Source organism: Paenibacillus sp. JT22N15, from assembly GCF_059383755.1.
This window is the reverse complement of sequence record NZ_JBXENV010000003.1, coordinates 368,505-389,413: the sequence shown is the minus strand read 5'-3', so window position 1 is coordinate 389,413 and position 20,909 is coordinate 368,505. Positions and strand designations below refer to the sequence as shown.

At 46.9% G+C, this 20,909-nt stretch carries 15 protein-coding genes; 2 read left to right on the top strand and 13 right to left on the bottom strand.

Features of this window, described 5'->3' with window-relative positions; all coding sequences use genetic code 11:
• Nucleotides 1-12: 12 nt before the first annotated feature.
• The 5 genes from AC50X8_RS07820 to AC50X8_RS07800 all read right to left on the bottom strand — a co-directional run bounded on the left by AC50X8_RS07820 (nucleotide 13) and on the right by AC50X8_RS07800 (nucleotide 7,941).
• Nucleotides 13-918 (bottom strand): ABC transporter permease, encoded by a 906-nt coding sequence (locus AC50X8_RS07820; RefSeq protein ID WP_494860724.1) that lies wholly within the window; start codon nucleotides 916-918, stop codon nucleotides 13-15.
• A 72-nt stretch (nucleotides 919-990) separates the two neighbouring features.
• Complete coding sequence (locus tag AC50X8_RS07815; protein ID WP_056040373.1) at nucleotides 991-2,688, bottom strand: extracellular solute-binding protein; 1,698 nt, start codon at nucleotides 2,686-2,688, stop codon at nucleotides 991-993.
• A 186-nt stretch (nucleotides 2,689-2,874) separates the two neighbouring features.
• Entirely contained in the window at nucleotides 2,875-4,437 is a 1,563-nt protein-coding gene (locus AC50X8_RS07810) for an extracellular solute-binding protein (RefSeq protein ID WP_494879219.1), read from the bottom strand.
• A gap of 131 nt (nucleotides 4,438-4,568) precedes the next feature.
• A complete protein-coding gene (locus AC50X8_RS07805; protein ID WP_494879218.1) occupies nucleotides 4,569-6,203 on the bottom strand; it encodes a response regulator in 1,635 nt (544 codons plus the stop codon).
• Nucleotides 6,178-7,941: a sensor histidine kinase gene (locus tag AC50X8_RS07800; protein WP_494879217.1), complete on the bottom strand. Its 1,764-nt coding sequence runs from the start codon at nucleotides 7,939-7,941 to the stop codon at nucleotides 6,178-6,180. Before AC50X8_RS07800 ends, AC50X8_RS07805 begins: the two co-directional genes overlap by 26 nt.
• A gap of 396 nt (nucleotides 7,942-8,337) precedes the next feature.
• Here AC50X8_RS07800 and AC50X8_RS07795 point away from each other — a divergent pair, with 396 nt between their 5' ends.
• Nucleotides 8,338-8,628: an rRNA adenine N-6-methyltransferase family protein gene (locus tag AC50X8_RS07795; RefSeq protein ID WP_494879216.1), complete on the top strand. Its 291-nt coding sequence runs from the start codon at nucleotides 8,338-8,340 to the stop codon at nucleotides 8,626-8,628.
• Nucleotides 8,625-8,876, top strand: a complete 252-nt coding sequence (locus AC50X8_RS07790) for a hypothetical protein (RefSeq protein WP_494879215.1) — start codon at nucleotides 8,625-8,627, stop codon at nucleotides 8,874-8,876. The genes AC50X8_RS07795 and AC50X8_RS07790 overlap by 4 nt, the downstream gene beginning before the upstream one ends.
• Before the next feature lie 418 nt (nucleotides 8,877-9,294).
• On the opposite strand, the gene AC50X8_RS07785 is transcribed toward AC50X8_RS07790, so the two are convergent.
• From AC50X8_RS07785 to AC50X8_RS07750, 8 genes are all read right to left on the bottom strand, one after another.
• Nucleotides 9,295-10,383, bottom strand: a complete 1,089-nt coding sequence (locus AC50X8_RS07785; protein ID WP_155973422.1) for a sensor histidine kinase — start codon at nucleotides 10,381-10,383, stop codon at nucleotides 9,295-9,297.
• Entirely contained in the window at nucleotides 10,373-11,056 is a 684-nt protein-coding gene (locus tag AC50X8_RS07780; protein WP_056040384.1) for a response regulator transcription factor, read from the bottom strand. Before AC50X8_RS07780 ends, AC50X8_RS07785 begins: the two co-directional genes overlap by 11 nt.
• Nucleotides 11,057-11,198: 142 nt before the next feature.
• Nucleotides 11,199-11,678, bottom strand: a complete 480-nt coding sequence (locus AC50X8_RS07775; RefSeq protein ID WP_056040386.1) for a DedA family protein — start codon at nucleotides 11,676-11,678, stop codon at nucleotides 11,199-11,201.
• 129 nt (nucleotides 11,679-11,807) lie between these two features.
• Nucleotides 11,808-11,927 (bottom strand): glycosyl hydrolase family 95 catalytic domain-containing protein, encoded by a 120-nt coding sequence (locus AC50X8_RS07770; protein WP_442952553.1) that lies wholly within the window; start codon nucleotides 11,925-11,927, stop codon nucleotides 11,808-11,810.
• Nucleotides 11,928-12,049: 122 nt separating this feature from the next.
• Nucleotides 12,050-13,183 (bottom strand): serine hydrolase domain-containing protein, encoded by a 1,134-nt coding sequence (locus AC50X8_RS07765; protein ID WP_494879214.1) that lies wholly within the window; start codon nucleotides 13,181-13,183, stop codon nucleotides 12,050-12,052.
• A 493-nt stretch (nucleotides 13,184-13,676) separates the two neighbouring features.
• Nucleotides 13,677-13,871 carry an MbtH family protein gene (locus tag AC50X8_RS07760; protein WP_056040389.1) on the bottom strand — a complete coding sequence of 65 codons (195 nt, stop codon included), beginning with the start codon at nucleotides 13,869-13,871 and terminating at the stop codon, nucleotides 13,677-13,679.
• A 26-nt stretch (nucleotides 13,872-13,897) separates the two neighbouring features.
• A complete protein-coding gene (locus tag AC50X8_RS07755) occupies nucleotides 13,898-19,477 on the bottom strand; it encodes an amino acid adenylation domain-containing protein (protein WP_494879213.1) in 5,580 nt (1,859 codons plus the stop codon).
• Nucleotides 19,470-20,879, bottom strand: a complete 1,410-nt coding sequence (locus AC50X8_RS07750) for a glycosyltransferase (RefSeq protein ID WP_494860337.1) — start codon at nucleotides 20,877-20,879, stop codon at nucleotides 19,470-19,472. The genes AC50X8_RS07755 and AC50X8_RS07750 overlap by 8 nt, the downstream gene beginning before the upstream one ends.
• Nucleotides 20,880-20,909: the final 30 nt, after the last annotated feature.

Here is a 20,909-nt window from a genome sequence, read left to right as displayed (position 1 = left end):
ACCTCCCTTTCTTTAAAAGATGCGATAGTTGGCAATTCTGTAGGCCAGCAAATAAGAAACACATATAAAGATGAGCGACACGACCGATTTAAATAATCCAACAGCGGTCGCTACGCCATATTGCATTTGCTCCATCCCGATCCGAAACACGTAAGTATCCAGAATGTCCCCGCTGGAATACACTTGCGGACTATATAAATTAAATACCTGATCGAAGCCGGCATTCAAAACATTTCCGAGACTAAGCACGCTTAGCAGCACGATAATTGGCCTCATGCCCGGCAGTGTAATATGCCAGGCTTGCTTCATATGACCTGCCCCGTCAAGGGCTGCTGCTTCATACAACGACTTGTCGATGCTCAATATAGCAGCAAGATAAACAATCGTATCAAAACCTAATTCCTTCCATATATGAGAGGCTACAATAATGAAACGGAACCAGCCCCCTTCACCGAGAAAATAGATAGGCTCCATACCCAGAAATTGAAGGAAGTTATTTATAATGCCACCTGACGGCGAAAGAATATCAATGAGGATGCCTGATAAAATAATCCAAGATAGAAAATAAGGCATATAGACAATCGTTTGAACCGATCTTTTGAATAAGACATTTTTCACTTCATTTAACAATATGGCAAGCGTCAGCGGAAAAATAATGCCTACGATAATTTTCATAAACGAAATCAGTAAAGTATTACCGATTACCTTCATCGTGTCAGGCATCCCAAACACATATTTGAAATTTTCGAGTCCAATCCACTCTGAACCAAACCAGCCGCGAGAAGGAACAAAATCCTGAAACGCGATGGCAATACCCATGATTGGTCCATAGCTGTAAATAAGCACAAGGATGACCGCTGGCAAAAGCATCATATGATAAGCACCAGTGGAAAACCGGCGTTTGCGGATTCCTTTCATTTCCATAATTGCATACACTCCATCCATCTGAATAAAAATAAGGAGGGACTAGAGTTGCCCCTCCGCCTTCATTTATTTCTTAGCTGCGTCCCAATCGTTAACTTCCTTCGTCACATCTTCCAACCCCAGCTTATTTAGCTGCTCAACAAATTTTTCGAAATTGTCTACCGAATCCGAGCCCATAATCACTTTCGTATAGTACTCTACTACTGCTTGTTCAATGGTTTTCAATCGGTTTTTCATCGCATCTGTAGAAGCGCCGTAAAATTCATCCATTTTAAATAAGTTGTTTTCTACGTACTCATTCATCGATTTGAAGGAGCCTGTCTCGCCAAACACCTTTTCAAATTGAGCATTCGCATTGTCACCCGCTTTAAACTTCTCGATATTATCATAGTAGCCTTTTTCTTCTGCATTCAGCTTAGAGGCATCGCCTGTTTTGAACGCTTCAACAATTTTAAGATGCGCCTGCAAGTTCTTCTGCGCTTTCCATGCTTTTGCAACCGCATAGTGGTGGCCGGGAGCAGGCTCAGGTCCCATAAATTTATCGAACTCCGCTTGTGTCGTATCGCCGTAATTCAAGTCCGTCCAGAAATTCAACAGCTTCATAATAGCTTCCGGATGCTCATACCCTTTGCGTACAACAAAATAGTTTTCCACGTTCAGCTTAATTTGCGGATTAGCAGGTTGGTCATCCTTGGAAACAATCGGATGTGCAAGCCAGTTGGCACTCGGAAAATTATCGATTGTTTGCTGCAGTGGGAACATCCCATTCCACATCGCCCCAATATTAATGCCAACACGGCCAGAAGCGGCAAGTTCAGCAGCTTTGCTTGAATCCTTCGCTCCAAAATCCTTTTCAATCAATCCTTCCTTATACAGCTTGTTCAAATAAACGAGTGCGTCCTTCACTTCCGGCTGTGCGCTTCCGTATACAAGCTTGCCATCAGCTCCGCGAACCCAAGCTTTCGGATAAGCATCAAATGCGTTGAAGATACCAAGTGCTTCAGCTACGCCTGGCATCAAGAAATCTCTGTTCAGCATCATGCCCACTGTGTCCTTCTTGCCATTGCCGTCCGGGTCCTGCTCAACAAACGCTTTCATTACTTTATAAAGCTCATCTGTCGTTTTCGGAACCTGCAAGCCTAGCTTATCCAACCAGTCTTGACGGGCCCACAAGAAGGAAGCGCCGTCGATGGCCGAGTTTGTTCCGGGAATTGCAATCAACTTGCCGCCAAAGGTTGCGGATTCCAATGCAGAATTGCCTTCCTCCGTAATAATCTCCTTAGTAAGCGGTGTAGCATATTGATCATAAATATTCGTTAAATCCTCATACATATCGGTCTTGGAAAGCGTTGCCAGCTGCTCTTGGCTTACGGCCAGCAAATCCGGAATATCGCCAGAAGCAATCGCTACGCTTATTTTCTGTTTACCGGCATCAGCACCTTTGGTATACCATAGCGGCTTGATCTCTATGCCAAGCTCATCGCGATAGGCTTTGATCCACTCGCTGTTTTCCCATTTCTCCTCTGTAAAACCGTCGGCAATTGGATCACCAATCATCACGCCAACCGTAAGTTCAACAGGAGGATCGAACTTTGCTGTCGGATCTACGGGCGTATTGTCTACTGCAGCCCCATTACTGCCCCCGTTTGTTGCCTGTCCGTTATTAGCCGTATTGCTGCCATTACCCGTGCACCCTGCTAGAAGAGATACACTTAAAAGTACGACTGCTGCTGTAGAATACACATTCCTATTTTTCTTCATCATGCTTGCTCCCCCTCTGTTTATCGCGAAATGCTTACAAGTTCATCTTACACTTCGCACAAAAAGAAAACGATTTCAAAATTCCGAGATTTCTTGCACTCTACCGACTTCCTAATCGCTGTGAACGCAAAAAAAAGAAGCTGAGCCTCTTATCTCGAGAACGCTTCCAGCTTCTTCCTTACTCACATGTTATAGCTTACCAGATTTCCACTTATTCACTTCTCTTGTTGCGTCATCCAAACCAATTTTGTTCAGCTTGGCGATGAAGGCTTGAAACCCATCGAGGGACTCTACTCCCATTATTGCCTTTGTGTAATATTCTTCTACCAACTGATCCACCGTTAGAAGTCGAGTATTCATGGCATCTGTTGAAGCTCCATAAAATTCATCCATCTTAAATAGATTTCGCTGCTTGTAATCATTCATGACCGCGTAAGAGCCTGTGCTGCCAAATACTTTCTCATATTGGGCTTTGGAATTATCCCCTGCCTGGTACTTGAGAATATTATCGTAATAACCTTTTTCTTCAGCGTTCAAAATGGTATGATTTCCTGTCTGGAATGCCTCCATAATTTTCAAATGGGCTTGGAGGTTTTTCTCTACTTTCCATACCTTTGCCACCGCATAATGATGCCCTGGAGCAGGTAAAGGTCCAAGGAAATGGTCAAATCTTTCTTGGGTTGTATCACCGTAATTAAGCTCCGTCCAGAAATTGATCAATTTCAATAGCGCTTCCGGATGAGCATAGCCGCTGCGTACGACATAATAGTTCTCTACATTGAGCTTGACCTGCGGATTGGCAGGCTGCTCATCCAATGAAACGATCGGATATGCCCGCCAGTCGGAATCCGCATCATTGTCTTTAGTCAACTGCATCGGATACATCCCGTTCCACATGGAGCCAAACATAACGCCAACTTTCCCGCTGGCTACAAGCTCGCCTGCTCTTCCGGAATCCTTTGCGGCAAAATCCGTCTCCATCAGCCCTTCTTCGAACAGCTTGTTTAGAAAGGCAAGCGCAGGCTTTACTTCCGCCTGTACACTCCCATAAACAAGTTTCCCCTTCTCCCCTTCAACCCATATTTTAGGATACGCATCAAACGCATTAAATAGGCCAATCGCCTCAGCCAAACCCGTATTTAAAAAAGAGTTGCTGAGCGCTAGACCCACCGTGTCCTGCTTGCCATTGCCATCCGGGTCCCGCAGTGTAAAAGCACGAATCACATCATAGAGCTCCTCTGTCGTGCTAGGCACCTGCAACCCGAGCCGGTCCAGCCAATCTTTGCGAATCCATAGGAAAGATGCACCGTCAATGGCTGAGTTTAGCCCGGGAATCGCAACAAGCTTTCCATCAAAGGTCGCTGATTCCAAGCCCCTTAAATCATCTGCACTTATAATCGATTTGGTCAGCGGCGATGCGTATTGCTCGAATATATCCGTTAAATCCGTATATAAGCTTGTTTGGGATAAAGCAGACAGCTGTTCTTGATTAACGGCGATCACATCGGGTATTTTGCCTGAAGCTATAGCAACGCTCACTTTTTGTCTGGCGGCTTCCGCACCTTTGGTATACCATGCCGCTTTCACATCAATTCCCAGCTCCTGTTGGTACGCTTGCAACCAAACACTGTTCTCCCACTTCGCTTCCGAAAACTCCGGCGCAATCACATCGCTTATTCCGACGCCAGTCGTCAGAGCTATGAGCGGAGCAGCTTCATGACCTTTCTCGCTTGGGCCCTCACTTTTGTCCATGGTCACTGTGCTTCCGCTACAAGCCGATAAACCAATCAACATAATGAGTGGAACGAGAACCGTACGGGCTAATCTGTTATTCAAATAAACCAATTCCCTTCACCATTCGTCTGCGCCGTTTGATGTCTGTTTTACCCGCTTGTCCGAAACTCCTGCGGCGTCTGACCTGTTTCCTTCTTGAAGAAGCGGCTGAAATAGCCAGCCGACGTAAAGCCCAGCGACTTGGCTATGTCCTGTATAAGCAATTGCGGCTCAGAAAGCAGCTCTTTCGCTCTTTGAATTTTCAGAACGGCAATGTATTCACTAATCGTTATGCCTTTGGCTTGCTTAAATAAACGAGATAAATAATCCGGATTCAAATAAACCAGCTCCGCCAAGTTCGTCATGGACAGATCGCCATCCAAATGCATCTCGATGTACGTAAGAACCACTCCGAGCACATCGCCGCGCAAGCGGGAGGATTGCGCATTATGATAGCTCTCAAAAACATTAATCATATGTTCAAGCAAAATAATGCCGTCGCTTCGCACAGGAAGTGCTGCTGCATGAAGCAACTTGGCGACATGCGGCCCTGCTAGCGGGTCGCGATCCAGGCCGTATTTGTTGGCAGCCGACAAAAAACGCAGCGCGACTGCAGAATACAGCTCCATATATCTGATTTCATCAATGGCAGGCCAGCCTGAATACATGCTCAGCTCAGCAACGATTGCCTGTACTTCCTCTTTCTTGCCTGTTTCTAAATAGAGATCAAGCGCATTTGCTTTCTTGTGAAAAACATCGATGAAACCGCGTACTTCCTCATCATTCGATTGTGCATCATACGGCAGATTTTTGTCCGTCACGATAATCTGCTTCTCCGCGTAATATTGGGAGAGCAGCGCTTTCAGAGTGGTGAATTGCCTTGCCACTCCTTCGCAATCGACTGCGTTATCTGTGTACGCAAAAGAAAAGGTACGCCCGGTTGATTTTTCCACCGTTTTTTGAATGGTCTCCAGCGAGCCTTGCAAAAATGTCCTCAATCCCTCGGGATGAGGGGGCGTATTTTCTTGCGCCTGCAGGAACAATACATAATATTCCCGATTATAAACGACATCCATCATATTTACGTAGCCTGATAAATAACGAACACAGACTGAATGCAGCGCGGTCAACATCAGCTCTTTCTCAGAAAACCGCAAGGCACTCGACGCCAGATCCAGCCGCGCAGCCACCATAATAAGCGGCTTATTCGCCATTAGCCTGATTCCGAACAGATCAATCGTTGTTTGAGATAGCTCTTCTAAAGGCTGAAGTCCATCAAGCACATCAGAAAGCATCAAGGAGCGATGATGAACGGCCTGCTGTCGCTGCGTTTCCACAGCCTGCTTGAGCAGGGTTTCAACAGCCATTTGCTCATCAAGCTCCGCCACCGTATTGCGAACTGCCTCTACGATCGCTTCGTCTCCCTCGGATTTCAATATATAATTTTGGGCTCCATTGTTTATGGCGTGGTGCACATAGTCAAATTCGTCAAAGCCCGTTAGGAAAATCAGCTTGCATTCCGGCCAACTTTGCTTTACTCGGTCCCCCAGCTCCAAACCAGTCATTTTCGGCATTTTGATGTCCGACATCAAAATATCGATTCTTTGCTGCGACATCACAGTCAATGCATCAATGGCGCTAGAGGCTTTATAAAGCTCAAGGCGATGCCCTTCAGACTCCAAAAACAATTCATATAAGCCATCGAGCAGCAGCTTTTCATCATCTACGATCAGCATTCGGTACATACGCCATCTCTCCATCCCACTCAATAATCATTTTAACCTTAAGGCCGCCAAGATCACTTCTTTCTACCTGCAAACCACTTCCGAGCCCAAAGCTGTATCTCAATCTTCTATGCACATTTAATGTTCCCGTAACCTCTGCAGCCTCCTGCTCTTCTGATAGTAATGCCTGCAGCTTCTCCAGCCCTTCCTCGCTAGCTTCCCCGTTGTCTTCAACCACAATGATTGCTTTACCAGCCTGCTCAACAAAAGAAACCCGCAGCAGACCGCCCTCTGTCACATTTTCAAGTCCGTGTACAAATGCATTTTCGACAAGCGGCTGTATGATCAGGCGCGGTACGGATATGGGCTTCAGCCTCTCTGGAATGTCTCCAAAATCGATGGTCACCCGGTCAGAGAAACGTGCTAGCTGTAACATGACATAGTTTCGAGCATGTGCAGCTTCATTCTCTAAAGGGACCGTATCCCTTGTATTACGTGTAATAAACTGAAAATATTTCGCGAGCTGATTTGTAAACTGCACGGCCTCATCCTCTTTTTGCATCTTGATCAACCGAATAATACTGAACAGGCAATTATAGAGAAAATGAGGATTGATTTGCGATTGCAGCTGCTTTAGCTCCGCATTTTTCCGATGGATTTGCTGGTTGTACACTTCATCAATCGATATTTGGAGATTAACAAGCATTTCATTAAAGCGTTCGTACAAAAAACCAAACTCATCATCCTTGTGATGCCTAATATTCAGATCAAGGTTCCCTTCCTCTACTCGTTTGAACGCGCGCACGATTTTAACCAATGGTTTGTTTATGACCCGGTTAATATAGAAGAGATAGAGCCCTACCATAATAATGGTGGCAGCAAAAAACAACCAAAACCATTGAATATACGGAATGACAGATCGAAACATGGTTGGCTTGTACAGAAAATGATCCAAAAAAATGCCGCTTTCCTTGTCAACTGAGCGCACATAAATATAATCTTCAGCCTTGTCGGAAAATGAACCCTCCGTCAGTTTCTCCGCATCCACGTTAGAAGCATAACTCTGTTCCATTAATCGAGAAAGCTCTGATTTTTTGACAGATATGATCCTGTCTGAACTGCTGCTGAGGCCAAGCACCATTGCTCCCGTAAAGTCGCGTTCTGCTGCAGCCTTTAGACTCCGTTTCAACTCAGTAGCCCGCAATTCGATTTCCACGACAAGCTCCGGTGTCCCGCTGAGTGAGCTATCAAGCGGAAAAGCGACGATAAGCAGCTTGTTTTTGTACGAGATCACATTATAAGGATTTTTCAGTTTTTCTGCCGGAACCGCGTTTTTCTTGAGCTCACCATACCCGTCTACCGCCGATATTTCCACATGTATCGATGATAAATACAACCGGACGTCAAAGATCAAGTCACTGCTGTTCCGAATGGAGACAAGCTTTGCGCGGAGAAAGTTAATCAATTCAATTTTTCGATACGATTCTAAAATATCATACGCATTAACGAGCTGAACCAAATACATGTCGTTCATCATATCGTATTGCAGGGAATTAAACCGCTTAAACGTGCCATTTAGCTCCCTAATGTAGTTTTCGGACTGCGTTTCAGCCGAATTTACGATATCCTGTCTAAGCATGCCCGTCGCCCAGCTATACAAGATGCCTGCCAAAATATAAATTGGAATGGTGGCAATGATAAAGGCTATGATTAACCGCTTATAGATGGAAAACTGCCATTGTCGATGAGACGGTCTCATAATTAGCCCCCTTGCGCTTATTTTAATTTTTGATTATAGCTTACTCCAACCTATGAAAACAATGCTAAAATTCCGACTTGACTAGCATGATTCCGACTTTATGTATATTACAGAATCCCGAAAGAACGTAGCCCAGTAATCAGCTAATGAGTTTCTCCTCGCTTGTCTTCAAATGCTTCGTGACCGCCTTCACTACATTTCCTCATCCAAATCTTAATTTGACCTTTATCTTGTACGCCTAAATGTTCTACGGTTTTCGATAGCACCAGAATGGCATTCTGTTTCAGTAACTTAGGAAAATGTTTAACTTCTGTCCTTTTTTTGCTTACATAAAAGTGCACCCCTTAGAATTTAATCGGATAAACCAAGGGTTTATTCCAAGGTCTATTCTAAGGAGTGCACTTCACTCAAGGATTTCTTAAAAATCCAAAGCGAGTAGGAGGTATTTTTCCCAGTTCAAGATTTCTTGCAGCTAAAACTGTACAGTCCATACCTTGGAATGAAGTTAAGGCAATCGCAGAGCTTGGATCAGGCACTGGTGCCATAACAACGCACATTAATACACATCTAACTGATTCCGCAAAGTTGTTTTTGTTTGAAAGAGACAAAAAAATGAGGGAGAACCTAAAAGTAAAATACCCGGGCTCCATGTTCCATTCTAATGCATCCTATTTAATAAAAAAATGAATCAAGAAAGCGTTCATCAGCTTGACTGTATTATTTCTGGATTACCATTTTCTAATTTTTCAAATGGAATCAAGGAAAATATACTACATCAGATTATTAAAGCACTCAGGCCAGGCGGATATTTAGTTGCCTATCATTGCTCTCGTCGAATGAAAAAGAAATTTGCCAAGCAACTGATCCTCGAAAAAAGTGAGTTTGTTCGCTGGAATTTCCCTCCATCATTTGTTTATATTTTTCGAAAGAAATAAGAAGTCAGCTAAACGCAAATTCAACATACTTTCCCTAACAAAAAAAGCCGCTAGTTGGCGGCTTGTAAAATGAAACTACCTAATATTGACTTTCCTAATAATAAAAATAGCGGTAAGCCTTGGATTCCCTCATGAACGAAGCCTAGATGCTCATGTAATGCTGCAGAACCATCATTAAACGCATATACGTGAGCATTGACCTTTACATACGTAATTCCTCAAAGTATTACCCCAGTAAAGATTCCATGGCATCAGATGAATTGATGCGATGTTTATTCAGAAAACGTTAAACAGCCCCACTTTACTCGAAAGTGAGGTTTACCTGTTATTGACTCCTAGATTTAGGCTATTTTGAACAATGAGTCTTACGGGACATAGAACATTATCATTCTAGTCGGGAGGTAATTATTCAGAAATCTTATTGTTCATTATCGGAATAATTATTTATAGGCAGTCCTAAGATAAACTTGAAGTTGCCATCTTTATGATTGAGTTTTAAGGTTCCCCCATGCAATTCAATAATGTTTCTGGCAATGGAAAGACCTAATCCAGCTCCAGTCTGAATACCTTCTGTACTACGAGCTTCGTCAACTTTATAAAAACGTTCAAACAAATTGTTTTCTTGTTCTGGTGTAAGTGGATTCCCTTTATTTTCTATCGCGATAAAAGCGTTTGAAGCGTCTGATTCTATGTTAATGCTAACAGTTCCAGGTTTTAAAGAGTATTTAAGGGCATTCATAAGCAAATTATCAATGGCTCTGGCGATTTTCTCACTATCAAGAAGAGTGAAAATAGGAGGATTCCCGATTTTTTTTGCAACCGTTATTCCATTTTCTTGAGCGATCGGTTCAAACTCAAAAAGCAATTGTTCCAGAAGTTTACACACATTAATTCTTTTAAGATCCAAACGCGTTTCACTCGAAGTAAGCCTAGTGTATTCAAACAAATCGTCGAGCATGCTCTTTAAATGAATGGCTTTATTAAACGTATTTTGAATAAATCGCCGATATTCATCTTTTGATTGAAATAAATCGTTTCGTAACAATTCAATATAGCCAATAATACTAGTAAGAGGCGTTCGCAAATCATGAGAAATGCCGGAGATTAATTCCATTTTAGATCTTTCAACCTCCCTCTCTTTAGCGATCTGCTGTTGTAAACGTTCAGCCATTAAATTGATATTTAGCGCAACCCTTCCGAGCTCATCTTTTCGAACGACAGGTACCCGGTAATCTAAATCTCCTTCCGAAATAATTTGAAGCCCTTTCTCCAATGTAATAAGATCTGAGACAATTCGCCGTGTCAAAATAAAAAAAGTAGAAACGAAAATTCCTGTAAACATTGGAACAGTAAGGTATGCTAATATTTCGCTTACAGCTACACTAGCAAGATAAGCACAGTACTGCAGAACCGATGTTAGGATAATGGAAATAAAAAAACTAAAAACGGAATTCAATAAAATATTGATCTGAATTTTACTTTTTCTTTTATGTACTTTATTTGTCAATTTTATAGCCAACTCCCCATACCGTCTTAATATATTGAGGTGCTCTTGGAACTATTTCTATTTTCTCCCGCAAGTTGCGAATATGGACCATCACAGTATTATCTGAATAACCATACGGTTCTTTCCACACACTTTCGTAAATTTTTTCCGAGCTGAATACTTGTCCAGGGTAACTTGCGAGCAATTCTAGAATGCCAAACTCCAACGGAGTTAACGAAAGTTCTTTTCCTCTTAACAATACGGAATGTTTGACTTTATCAATGACGAGATCCTTGAGGTGAGTGACAGCTTGGATTTCTTCTTTATTTTTCATTGAACTTCGCCGAAATTGCGCCTTGACCCTTGCAAGTAATTCCAAGGGGTTAAAAGGCTTAATCATATAATCGTCTGCCCCTGTTGTAAGCCCTGTAATCTTATCAATATCTTCCTGCTTAGCCGAAAGCATAATGATGGGAACGTCATAAGACTCCCTTATTTTGAGACAAGTGTGAATGCCATCTAGTTTAGGCATCATAACATCCAAAATGACCAACTGGACTAAGTTTGTTTGGATGACATGTAGCGCTTCTAAGCCGTTTTCCGCTTCAAGAACAAAATACCCTTCATTGCGGAGATAAACATGTATGATATCTCGAATTTCTGAATCATCATCTACAATAAGGACCGTGTTCATTATATATTGCTCCCTTTCTCATGGTTATCTTTTTGCTCTTTACGACAAGTATAAACGAAAGCAGGCGGGAAATTAAGGGGGACAAAATCGATACTGCCTAAACTGAACTTCTCGGATAAACGATTTTTCAACTGACTCAAATTTATAATAATGGGATGATGAAAAATCTTCCGATAACAAAAAACGTCGCTGTCCACAATAAAGCACTCGAATAGGAAATGAGAATGAATGTTCTGAATTTGACATTACCTAACCCAACAAGCATAGGCATAATATACCTGACCACAGGAAGGAAAAAACCAATGACCATTGCCCAATTTCCGTGTCGCTGCAAGATGGTTTGAGCTTTTTGAAAGTAACGGTTTTTTTCTATTTTTTCTTTAAAATGTTTCCCAAAGACTTTTCCCATGAAATAAGACACGGTTACAGCTATTAACAGTCCAAGCAATATAACTAAATAGGTTACCCAAGGATTTAAGGTACCATTACTACTCAGAAAAGCGCCAGTTAATATTGATATTTCGTTTGGTATTGGGATTCCGAAAGGCCCTAGAGAAAAGGCAACTAAGAAAATAAAATACCCATATTGATCAATTAAATGCATGAATGTCTCGCTGATCATGTTGACCCTCCTCATCTCAAATTCCATAGATGAAGAATACCAGTCAAAACTAAGGAACCTATAAGAATTTTTCTAAAGAAATTCTGAAGAAAGGCTGCTACTAATCAAAAAGCACTTCTAAACAGGTCATTAAACCTGGCTTAGAAGTGCTTTGTCATATGTCACACCGAAGTTTCCATCAATCTGGAACGGAGGATGCGCATCAAATAAATTGGCATAACCCTGCAGGAGCTTGCTTATCTCGTTCAAGTTTTCAGAGAAACCAACGAACGTCTTGTCTTGAATGACAATGGTCGGTAACCAAACTCTTGTCCCGCGACACGAATCAAACGAATCAAACGATATGCCGCGCTAAGACTCCAGCTTCCACATTACAAGCAGGAGTACACGACATTTCGCAAGCGTCGCTGAACGTAAGGCTCCTGATTGTTCAGAAGGTGCTGCGCATACATAACGGTAAGCTTGGAATCCGGGTCAATGATAGCCATGCACCCGGCGGCGCCGCTCCATCCGAATTCGCCGAGCGGGCTCAGTGAGCCGCTTAATGACTGGGATACATGAGTACGGACACCAAGGCCATACCCGTATCCACTCATGTGATCCCATGAATAATCGCCGCGGGTCTGCTCGTTCAGATGGTCCTTGCGCATCAGTTCCACCGAGGCTTGTGACAGAATCCGCACGCCTTCGGGACTCGTGCCGTACCCAGTCAGTGCGTTCAGGAACAGTGAATAATCACTAACTGTGGACAACAATCCGGCGCCACCACTCTCAAATTCGCTACCAACCCGGTACCCGTTTCCATCCATACGTACGGCTTTTTCAAGCTCGTCATTGTACATATACTGCGGAATTAGTCGGGTCCGCTGTTCATCGTTCAGATCGAACGCTGTATCGTTCATGCCAAGTGGTCCGGTGATTTCTTCTCGCAGATACGTACCGAAGCGTCTTCCGCTGACAACCTCCACCAATGCCCCGAGCACATCGTGGCACATGCTGTAGTTCCAATGCGTGCCTGGCTCAAACAAAAGGGGTTCCTTGGCAAGCGCTTTCGCGAAAGCACGTGTTGGTAGTGTTCCGTTGGTGTTATGCACAGCTTCCTTAAAAGATGGAGAACCTATATCATAGGAGAACCCCCCAGTCATCGTAAACAAATCGCGTACCGTAATGAGACGGGTTGCTTTTTCAAGCCTAATTTCCCCGTTCGGCAAAGTTTTCCTTACCGTCATCTCGGCATACTCCGGCAGATAGTCGGAAACCGGATCACTTAGCAGCATATCGCCTCTCTCCACCAGTTGAAGCGCCGCCACGCAGGTCATTATTTTCGTCAAGGAGTAGAGATTGAAGATCGCTCTATCACCGATTGGCGTCTGTTCCTCCAAGTTAGCATAGCCGCTACGGTAACGGAAAACGGTATCATTTTGATACATCACCAGTACCTCTGCCCATGGAACTCGCCAGGAAGTGATACGGTCAACAAATGAAACAAGCGGTTGAAAATCCATTTTTTTCCCCTTCCTTCTATGTAGAATCGTTTATCATTGCGTAATGTGGTCCATGTTCTCTCTCATAATCCACATACTAATAATATACGACCATTCGCATGTAATGACCACCATCAATCGTACATCTCATAGGTAACCTAGGAGATGGTTCTCTATCATTTATCTGATTAGCATCCCTTTGTTAACATAATAATTGTTATTGAATCATAGTTACCCAAATCCATAGTCGACAATTGCATTAAAAAGGGTTAACCATTCGAAATGGCTAACCCTAACCTTTTTGCCCATCCCAATCAAATAGAACATCCGAACGTGCTCATTAACAGGCTCGCTGTACAATGCATGATGCTCCCTGTTTACGAACAACGCCCGGCAAAGCTGTGTAATTGGGAACCCTTCGCTCTACTACTTCAATAGCAGGCGTGCAATACGCTCAAGCTCTTCTTGGACCGAACGCCGATCCATGCGCAACGCACAGATGGCTGGAACAACTTCATGCTTGACGCAGGCTTAAGGGCGTCAGGTCGCTCCATACTTCCTTCACATAAGCTAGGCATTCTTCCTTCGTCCCACTCTTGCCGGCATTGCTCCAGCCTTCTGGATTGCTCAGATGCAATGGCCATATCGCATATTGCTCTTCGCCATTGACGACTACTTTGTAGCTGAATTCTAGTATTTCGTTCTCCATCAAAAGTAACCTCCCCTATTCCACAATTAAATTCTGACGCCCATCTGGCGGTCTGCTATTTGCTGCAACTGATCCTTATCTCGTATAATAACGGCATCCGGCACGGCATCCGGCAAGATTGTCTCCATATGACGCAGCTGCCGATAACGCATGCCAAGCAATCCCCAGATGAACAAGATGGCGCCAATCGAAGTGATCAACAGCCCGATACCCATTCCGCCTCCCGATCCAAACAGCCCGGCAGCTTCTGTACCAGCTGGCAGCGCCGATGCAAGCGGAACGAAAACAGATGCAACAAGCGGTCCTGCAAGGAGGAAGCTAAGCGGACGCATGCTGAAGGCCATAACTTGGTTCGTTGCCAATACGCGGCCTTGCAGCTCAAGCCCTACCTTCGTCTGTATGAGTGCCAGCCAGTGCGTATTGATAAGCGCCAGCGCAAAGCCAAAGCCGAACAAGCCGATGGCTGCCGTTACAAGCGAAGGATAGATCCCGGCAACCGCTATCGATAAACCGGTCAGCATAACGAAACCGACCATTCCGTCCGCCCGGCGGTCGAACCCGCCCCATATCGTCATAAGGATCGAGCCGATAAATAGCCCTGCACCCTCAAACGCGATAACGATGCCTACTTTGTCAGCAGTCATGAACTGCAGCAGAAACGGCGTTGTCAGCACGTTATATAAGCTCATGAAAAAATTGACAACGATAAAAAACACGACCATCGCGACCATGCTCTTCCTTTGAATAATGTACTTCCACCCTCCGACGATTTCCCTGCTCATCGGTTCCTCACGTTTCTTGAACATCAGGTTAGGGAATCGGATCAGTGAAAGGATGACTATAGATAAACTCAGCAGTACTAGATCGATAACAACAATGGTTTGCAGACCGATCAATACAACCAAAGCTCCTCCTAGCGCTGGTGCCATAATCCCGTTCAAGGACATGACAAGCTGTCCTAATCCGTTTGCATGTCCTAAGTACCTTTTCGGCACGAGTTGCGCTGTTGCTGCCTGATAAGCCGGCATCGTGAAAGCACCTGAGATTGATCCGATGCCTGCAGCCACATAGATCGCCCATAGTGACAACGCATCCAGATAGAGCATAGTCGCGAGGAAAATTACCGAGCCTAACGCTAACATTTGTCCCGCCAGCATTACCTTTCGTCTATCATAGCGGTCCACAACCGCACCGGCCACCGGAAGCAGCAGCAGCGTGGGCAAAATCGCATAAAGCGAGATCGTCGCATAATCCGAAATCGACCCGGTATGCTGAAATACCCAGATGCCAAGCGCAAATCCGGTCAGTGACGTGCCAATTGTAGCGATGATTAAGCACAGCGTCACCGTGAGAAAAGATTTCACGCTCGGCTGAATATCCTTCTGCTTTTGCTTGTGCTCCATCGCAAGTTTTGGTACTTGCTGAGGAGCAGAAGCAGTCTGAGAAATAGGGCTCATTGTCGTTCGGCTTTCCCCGTTGTCACGCTCTTCCTCCCATGCACGAATCTGCTGCGACATGATTTTCGCGGCATGGTCCGATTGATGCTTGTGAAAATAATGCCCGGCATGCTCAACAACATGCAATCGCACATCCTCGCTGAAATCATACCACTCCATATAACGCTCCTCGTAGAACTCGGTCATTCGATCAGCGCCACCCACGATGCAAGCTACAGGTGCCTTCAGCTTCGGCTTATTCGGCAATGCGTAGAGCGCCGTGTAATAATCCTCCGCCTCCCGTGCATCATGCCGCAGGTTGCGCAGAACGAACTTCTGCTCTTCCGGAGAGATCTCGTCATCGAAGCCGCCAAAGGCGCGGAGCATGTCGCGTGCGAACTTATCAGACGTCCACTTCTCCCGCGGAAACAAGCGATGCCACCATTCCGTCAGCTTGAATGGCAATCTTGCTCCCGGGAAGGTGCCCGCCATAAAAATCCCGCTTACCTCTACATTTGCTTCCTGCAGCAGCAACCCGGTGCGGAGCACCATTGCCCCACCTAAGCAATGGCCGTAGAGATAAACCTCACCCTTGACCTTGCTTTTGATTTCTTGAGCAATCCGAGCCGCCGTTTCCTCATGCGAGGCCAGCAACTGGCTAGGTCGACTGTAATCATGCCCGGGCAGTTCGACCGCATACAGGGCGTAGTTGGGAGGCAATCCCTTCGCCATTGGCTGGAACGTAATTGCGCTGCCGCCGCCATACGGCACGCAGACTAGCGTAATCGCTTTGCCCCCGATATTCGATGCCTTTTTGAATTCGATCAGAAGATCGTCGCTCCGTGTAGCGCCGGATGCGAGATGCTCGGCCAGCTCACGCACCGTCGGATACTGGAAGAGGTCCATTACGCTAAAGGAATTGCCCATCTTGCGTAAGACCTTAATCGCCTTGAATGAATCACCGCCAAGGTCGAAAAATTCATCGTTGATACCGATCTGTTCGAGCCCCAATACTTCCTGCCAAACAGCGGCGATTTCATGCTCTTCCTTGGTCTCCGGCGCAGCAAAGCCATTGTCTCCCGCTCGATTTGCAGCGCTTGGCGCAGGCAGCATTGCACGGTCCAGCTTGCCGTTCGCGTTAAGCGGCAGCCGCTCGATCTCGACAAAGGCCGAAGGCAGCATATAGTCGGGCAAAATGCTTTTTATGTGTTTTCGAATCGCGCTTACATCAAGCTGCGCTCCACGTACAGCCTGCTCCTGAGCGTCTGGTAACAAGCGCTGCTCCGGTACCAAATAGGCAACCAGCCGTTTGTCTCCCGGTTCATCTTCGCGAATAGTCACGACCGCATCGCGTAATCCTCCCATTTGCAGCAGAACATGCTCGATCTCGCCAGTCTCGATCCGATAGCCGCGGATTTTGACCTGTTGGTCCATTCGTCCAATAAACTGAATCATGCCGTTAGGCAAATGGCGAACCAGGTCGCCCGTGCGATACATCCGTTCTCCCGGTCGATCTGTGAACGGATTCGGCACGAATCGCTCGGCCGTCAGATCTGGCCTGCCGTAGTAGCCGCGCGTCACGGCGCTACCGCCGATGTACAACTCGCCGATGACGCCAGCTGGAACCGGCTGCAAATTAGCGTTAAGCACATAGACCGGCGCGTTCGGTATCGGACGTCCAAGCGGAAGCACTGCAAGATGATCTTGCTCGCTTCCACCTACTGGCACCTCATAGGTGAGTACGGAAACGGTTGTCTCCGTAGGACCATAATGATTTTGAATCCGACAGCCCGGACGAAGGCGCCGAATGTCTGCAATTGACCCCCAATGCGAGGCTTCGCCAGCAAGAATCAAGCATTCGCGCGGTATGATGACGCTGGGATTTGCTACGCCGAGCAGCACCTCCATATGGCTTGGAACGATCTTCATAACATCGATCGGATGCGCTTCGCAATAAGCGGCGAAAGCATCGGGATCAGCAGCACGCTCATACGGTATGACATGCAGGGTGCCTCCTGTTCCGAATGCCCCCCAGATCATCGGCGTTCCAAGATCGGCAGCAAGCGTGCTGACGATGGCGAAATGGAGGCCTTCCCGCAGCGCCAAACGCTGCATAATGCCTTCCAAATAGTTGGCATAACTTCGGTGCTCCACCGCCACGCCCTTCGGTTTCCCCGTTGATCCGGACGTGAACAGCACATACATAAGATCGTCCAGCTTTGAGATTACTTCGGGATTATTCGCATCTTCTTGCGCTATCTTATCCCAATCCCGGTCGAGCGAAACCATGCGTATGGGCGCCGACGCTGCCTCCTCGTTTTGCGGCAGCAGATCGGCGAAGGCTTCCTCGGTCACGATGACCGATACCTCAGCCTCCTGCGCAATCATTCGCAAGCGCTCCACCGGCAGCTTAGGATCAAGCGGCACATAGGCGCCGCCTGCCTTCAAGATGCCGACCAAGCCGACGATGATATCGACAGTGCGCTCCATGTAAAGGCCGACGGTTGTATTAGGTCCGACCTGCATACCGCGCAGATGGTGCGCCAAGCGGTTAGCCCGTTCATTCAGCTCAAGATAGGTAAGTGTACGCCCCTCTGAGCATACAGCTGCGGCCATAGGTGTAAGAGCCGATTGACGCTCCACGAGAAGATGCGGCAATTGGAGCTCTGTACCGGTAGACTCGCCAGCATTCCAGTCGACCAGAACCTTCTGCAGCTGTTCGCCCGAGAGAGCTGCAACTGCATATATCGGCAGCGCGGAATTGTCTATTACGCGTTCCAAAATCATGCAGTAATGCTCCGCCATTTGCTGGATTGTCGACTCGCGGAATAGATCTAGGCGATACGTCAATGTAACTTCCATGCCTAACTTTTGATTTTCGAATACCGTCATCGTCAGATCCAGCATCCCGCCTCGCGTACGATCACCCACGAACGGTACAATCTCAAGGTCAGGCAGTTCTCTCAGCGCCTGCCCATGCCGTTCGAACAGAAACATGGTATCAAAAAATAGCGCATGGCCTATAACACGATCTGGATTCATCTCTTCGACGATTCTGTCAAATGGCAAATCCTGATGATCATTCGCCTCCAGCACCGTCTCGCGGACTGCCGAGATAAAGTCGCTGAAGCTGCTGCCCATATCAATCGCGGAGCGAAGCGCGACCGTATTCGCGAAGAAGCCAGCAAGCTTCTCGATTTCCTGCTTGCCTCGATTCGCCATGGGCGTGCCGACAACGATTTCTTGCTTGCCGTTGTAGCTTGCGAGTAGTACCTTGTAAGCGGCTAGCAGCAGGACAAAAGACGTGCAGCCGAGCTGCTTGCTCGCTTCGCGGATACGCTGCGAGAATGATGGATCGAGCGTCAGGCTGAAGAAACCGACTTTGCGCTCAACTTGAATCGAGGGGCGCGGGTAATCCGTCGGCAGATCCAGCGTCGCCGGTGCTGGCATCAGTTTATTTTTCCAGTAGCGCAGCTGTTCTTCGTATTCCGATCCTGTCATCCACTGCCTCTGCCAGACGGCAAAGTCCGGGTATTGAATCGGCAGCTCCGGAAGGGAAAGCGGCTCTTCCAGGGCAAAGGAACGATAAATCGCGGCGAGCTCTTCGTCGAACACGTCGGCTGACCAGCCATCATAGATTAAGTGATGCGTCATCCAGACGAGAACATGCTTTTCGGGATCCAAGCGGAAGAGCATTGCCTTCACAAGCGGCCCGTTCAGGAAATCATACGGTGCCGTGGCTTCCTTCTCCATAAGCTCATAGACCTTGTTTTCATCAGCCAACTCGATAATTGGGAGGTCGATCGTCAGCTCGGGGCGAATGATCTGCACGTAATCGTCGTTCTCATAAGCAACAGCAGCGCGCATGATTTCATGACGCTTGATCATTTCGTTCAGCGTGCGATGCAGGGCAGAGACATTCAGCTTGCCGATGAGCTTGTAGCCGTTGGCAAAATTGTACCGCTCCGTCCCCGGCATATATTCTTCGAAAAACATAATTCGCTGTTGCGGAAATGATAGAGGAAACTTGTTAGCCCCTGCTTGCCTAGGCTGCTTTGGGATTACCGACGAAGCTGCGGCAGCCTTTGCCTTATTCTGTTTGGCTTTCAGGGCAAGGAGCGCCCGTCGTTCGGGCGAAAGCTGCTCGATGCGATCAATCGTTTTACTCATAGTGCGCCTCCTTCAAAGGCAGGGGATGACTTCCGAGCTGGCGCTGCACCAGCCACTGCGATAACAGTGAACGCTTGCCTGCTGATAGTGACTGATTGATCTCATCCAGGCGATGATCAGGCGCGGTCACTGCGCTCGGCAAGGGCTGCTGGCGCTGCGCTGCAACGTAATCAGCAATAAGCTGATCCGAGGCAATGGCGCAGTCGGGCTTGCCGATTACCGATTCCATGGCCGTGCAGGCCGCTGCCATCGTATCATGCTCCGCAATAACCCTTGCCAACTGGCGGCAGCGCTCTTTCACTGTGCTTGTCTGAATGCCTTTTATGGCATTTGCGATCAGCGCGGGCTCCCACTGAAGCGGCGGCAAATAATCACCTATGCCCAGATGCTTGATCCGCATTCCGTTATCTGGACGATCCGTATCGGCTGCGAGCGCCAGCTGCGGCACAGCGGCGGTCATGGCTCCCGTAATCGTACCGATTCCGCCGTGATGGATGACGCTGCTGATTAGCGGATATACACTGGCGAGCGGCAAAATCTTGTACCAGCGAATATGATCCGGCAGCTCGCCTTGAATGAATTCTTCATGCCTCGTAACAAGTATGGTTCGCTGCCCCAGCAGCTTGACGCCCTCGATTGCCGCTTGGTAGAAATTCGGCTTAATCATTTTCCCTGTCCCGCCCGTAATCAAGAGAGGCGGTTCGCCGGCGCGGATAAAATCTAGCAGGTCGTTTGGCAAAGGCTCATATTCGATCGCATCGGCCAGCGGAAATCCGACGGTATCCACCTTCAGCGCCCATTCTGGTGCTTCCACAGCAGCATCAAAGCTCTCATGCCAGAAACCGATGTTTTTTTTCACGGCGCCCATCCATGATGTCCAGCTTGAGACTGGCGTAAGTCCAAGATCGCTGCGAAAAGTGTTAATAAGTGATATCGCAAAGTCCAGTCCAAGCTCTTCCCAAATATGCAGCTGCGTCACATAGCTGGGCGCGAGTACGCCCGTGACGATTGGCACATGCATCATCTCAGATACGATCATTGCAACGAAGCCGTCACGCTCCTTGCAGATCAGCACGGAGTCCTCCGCTTGGCACAGCTCCGTCAGGATGTCATACTCCTGCTGGAATTTCTCTTTCGAATAATACTTGCGTTGGTAAGCTTCATAGAGGTCGGGCTTGTTCAGCGGATCCTCCATCATGTATAGATCCTTCATGATTTCGGTGTATTCCTCTGGTTTATCGATGCCGCGAAAAGCGATGCCGGACTTCTCGGCCAGCGGCGCAAATACGCCGTGAGTCACCAGGGTTGCCTGGTGTCCACGCCGGCGAAGTGCAGACGCTAACCGCAGAAACGGCAGTACATCTCCGTTCGTCATATGCGTGCTAAGAACGAAATTTGCCACGAATCGTCTCCTCCTGATCATCTACTGACT

Bases quoted from the DNA above. Each gene is read 5' to 3' on its own strand.
- AC50X8_RS07820 (WP_494860724.1), bottom strand. From the start codon at position 918: ATGAAAGGAATCCGCAAACGCCGGTTTTCCACTGGTGCTTATCATATG.
- AC50X8_RS07815 (WP_056040373.1), bottom strand. From the start codon at position 2,688: ATGATGAAGAAAAATAGGAATGTGTATTCTACAGCAGCAGTCGTACTT.
- AC50X8_RS07810 (WP_494879219.1), bottom strand. From the start codon at position 4,437: ATGGACAAAAGTGAGGGCCCAAGCGAGAAAGGTCATGAAGCTGCTCCG.
- AC50X8_RS07805 (WP_494879218.1), bottom strand. From the start codon at position 6,203: ATGTACCGAATGCTGATCGTAGATGATGAAAAGCTGCTGCTCGATGGC.
- AC50X8_RS07800 (WP_494879217.1), bottom strand. From the start codon at position 7,941: ATGAGACCGTCTCATCGACAATGGCAGTTTTCCATCTATAAGCGGTTA.
- AC50X8_RS07790 (WP_494879215.1), top strand. From the start codon at position 8,625: ATGAATCAAGAAAGCGTTCATCAGCTTGACTGTATTATTTCTGGATTA.
- AC50X8_RS07780 (WP_056040384.1), bottom strand. From the start codon at position 11,056: ATGAACACGGTCCTTATTGTAGATGATGATTCAGAAATTCGAGATATC.
- AC50X8_RS07775 (WP_056040386.1), bottom strand. From the start codon at position 11,678: ATGATCAGCGAGACATTCATGCATTTAATTGATCAATATGGGTATTTT.
- AC50X8_RS07765 (WP_494879214.1), bottom strand. From the start codon at position 13,183: ATGGATTTTCAACCGCTTGTTTCATTTGTTGACCGTATCACTTCCTGG.
- AC50X8_RS07760 (WP_056040389.1), bottom strand. From the start codon at position 13,871: ATGGAGAACGAAATACTAGAATTCAGCTACAAAGTAGTCGTCAATGGC.
- AC50X8_RS07755 (WP_494879213.1), bottom strand. From the start codon at position 19,477: ATGAGTAAAACGATTGATCGCATCGAGCAGCTTTCGCCCGAACGACGG.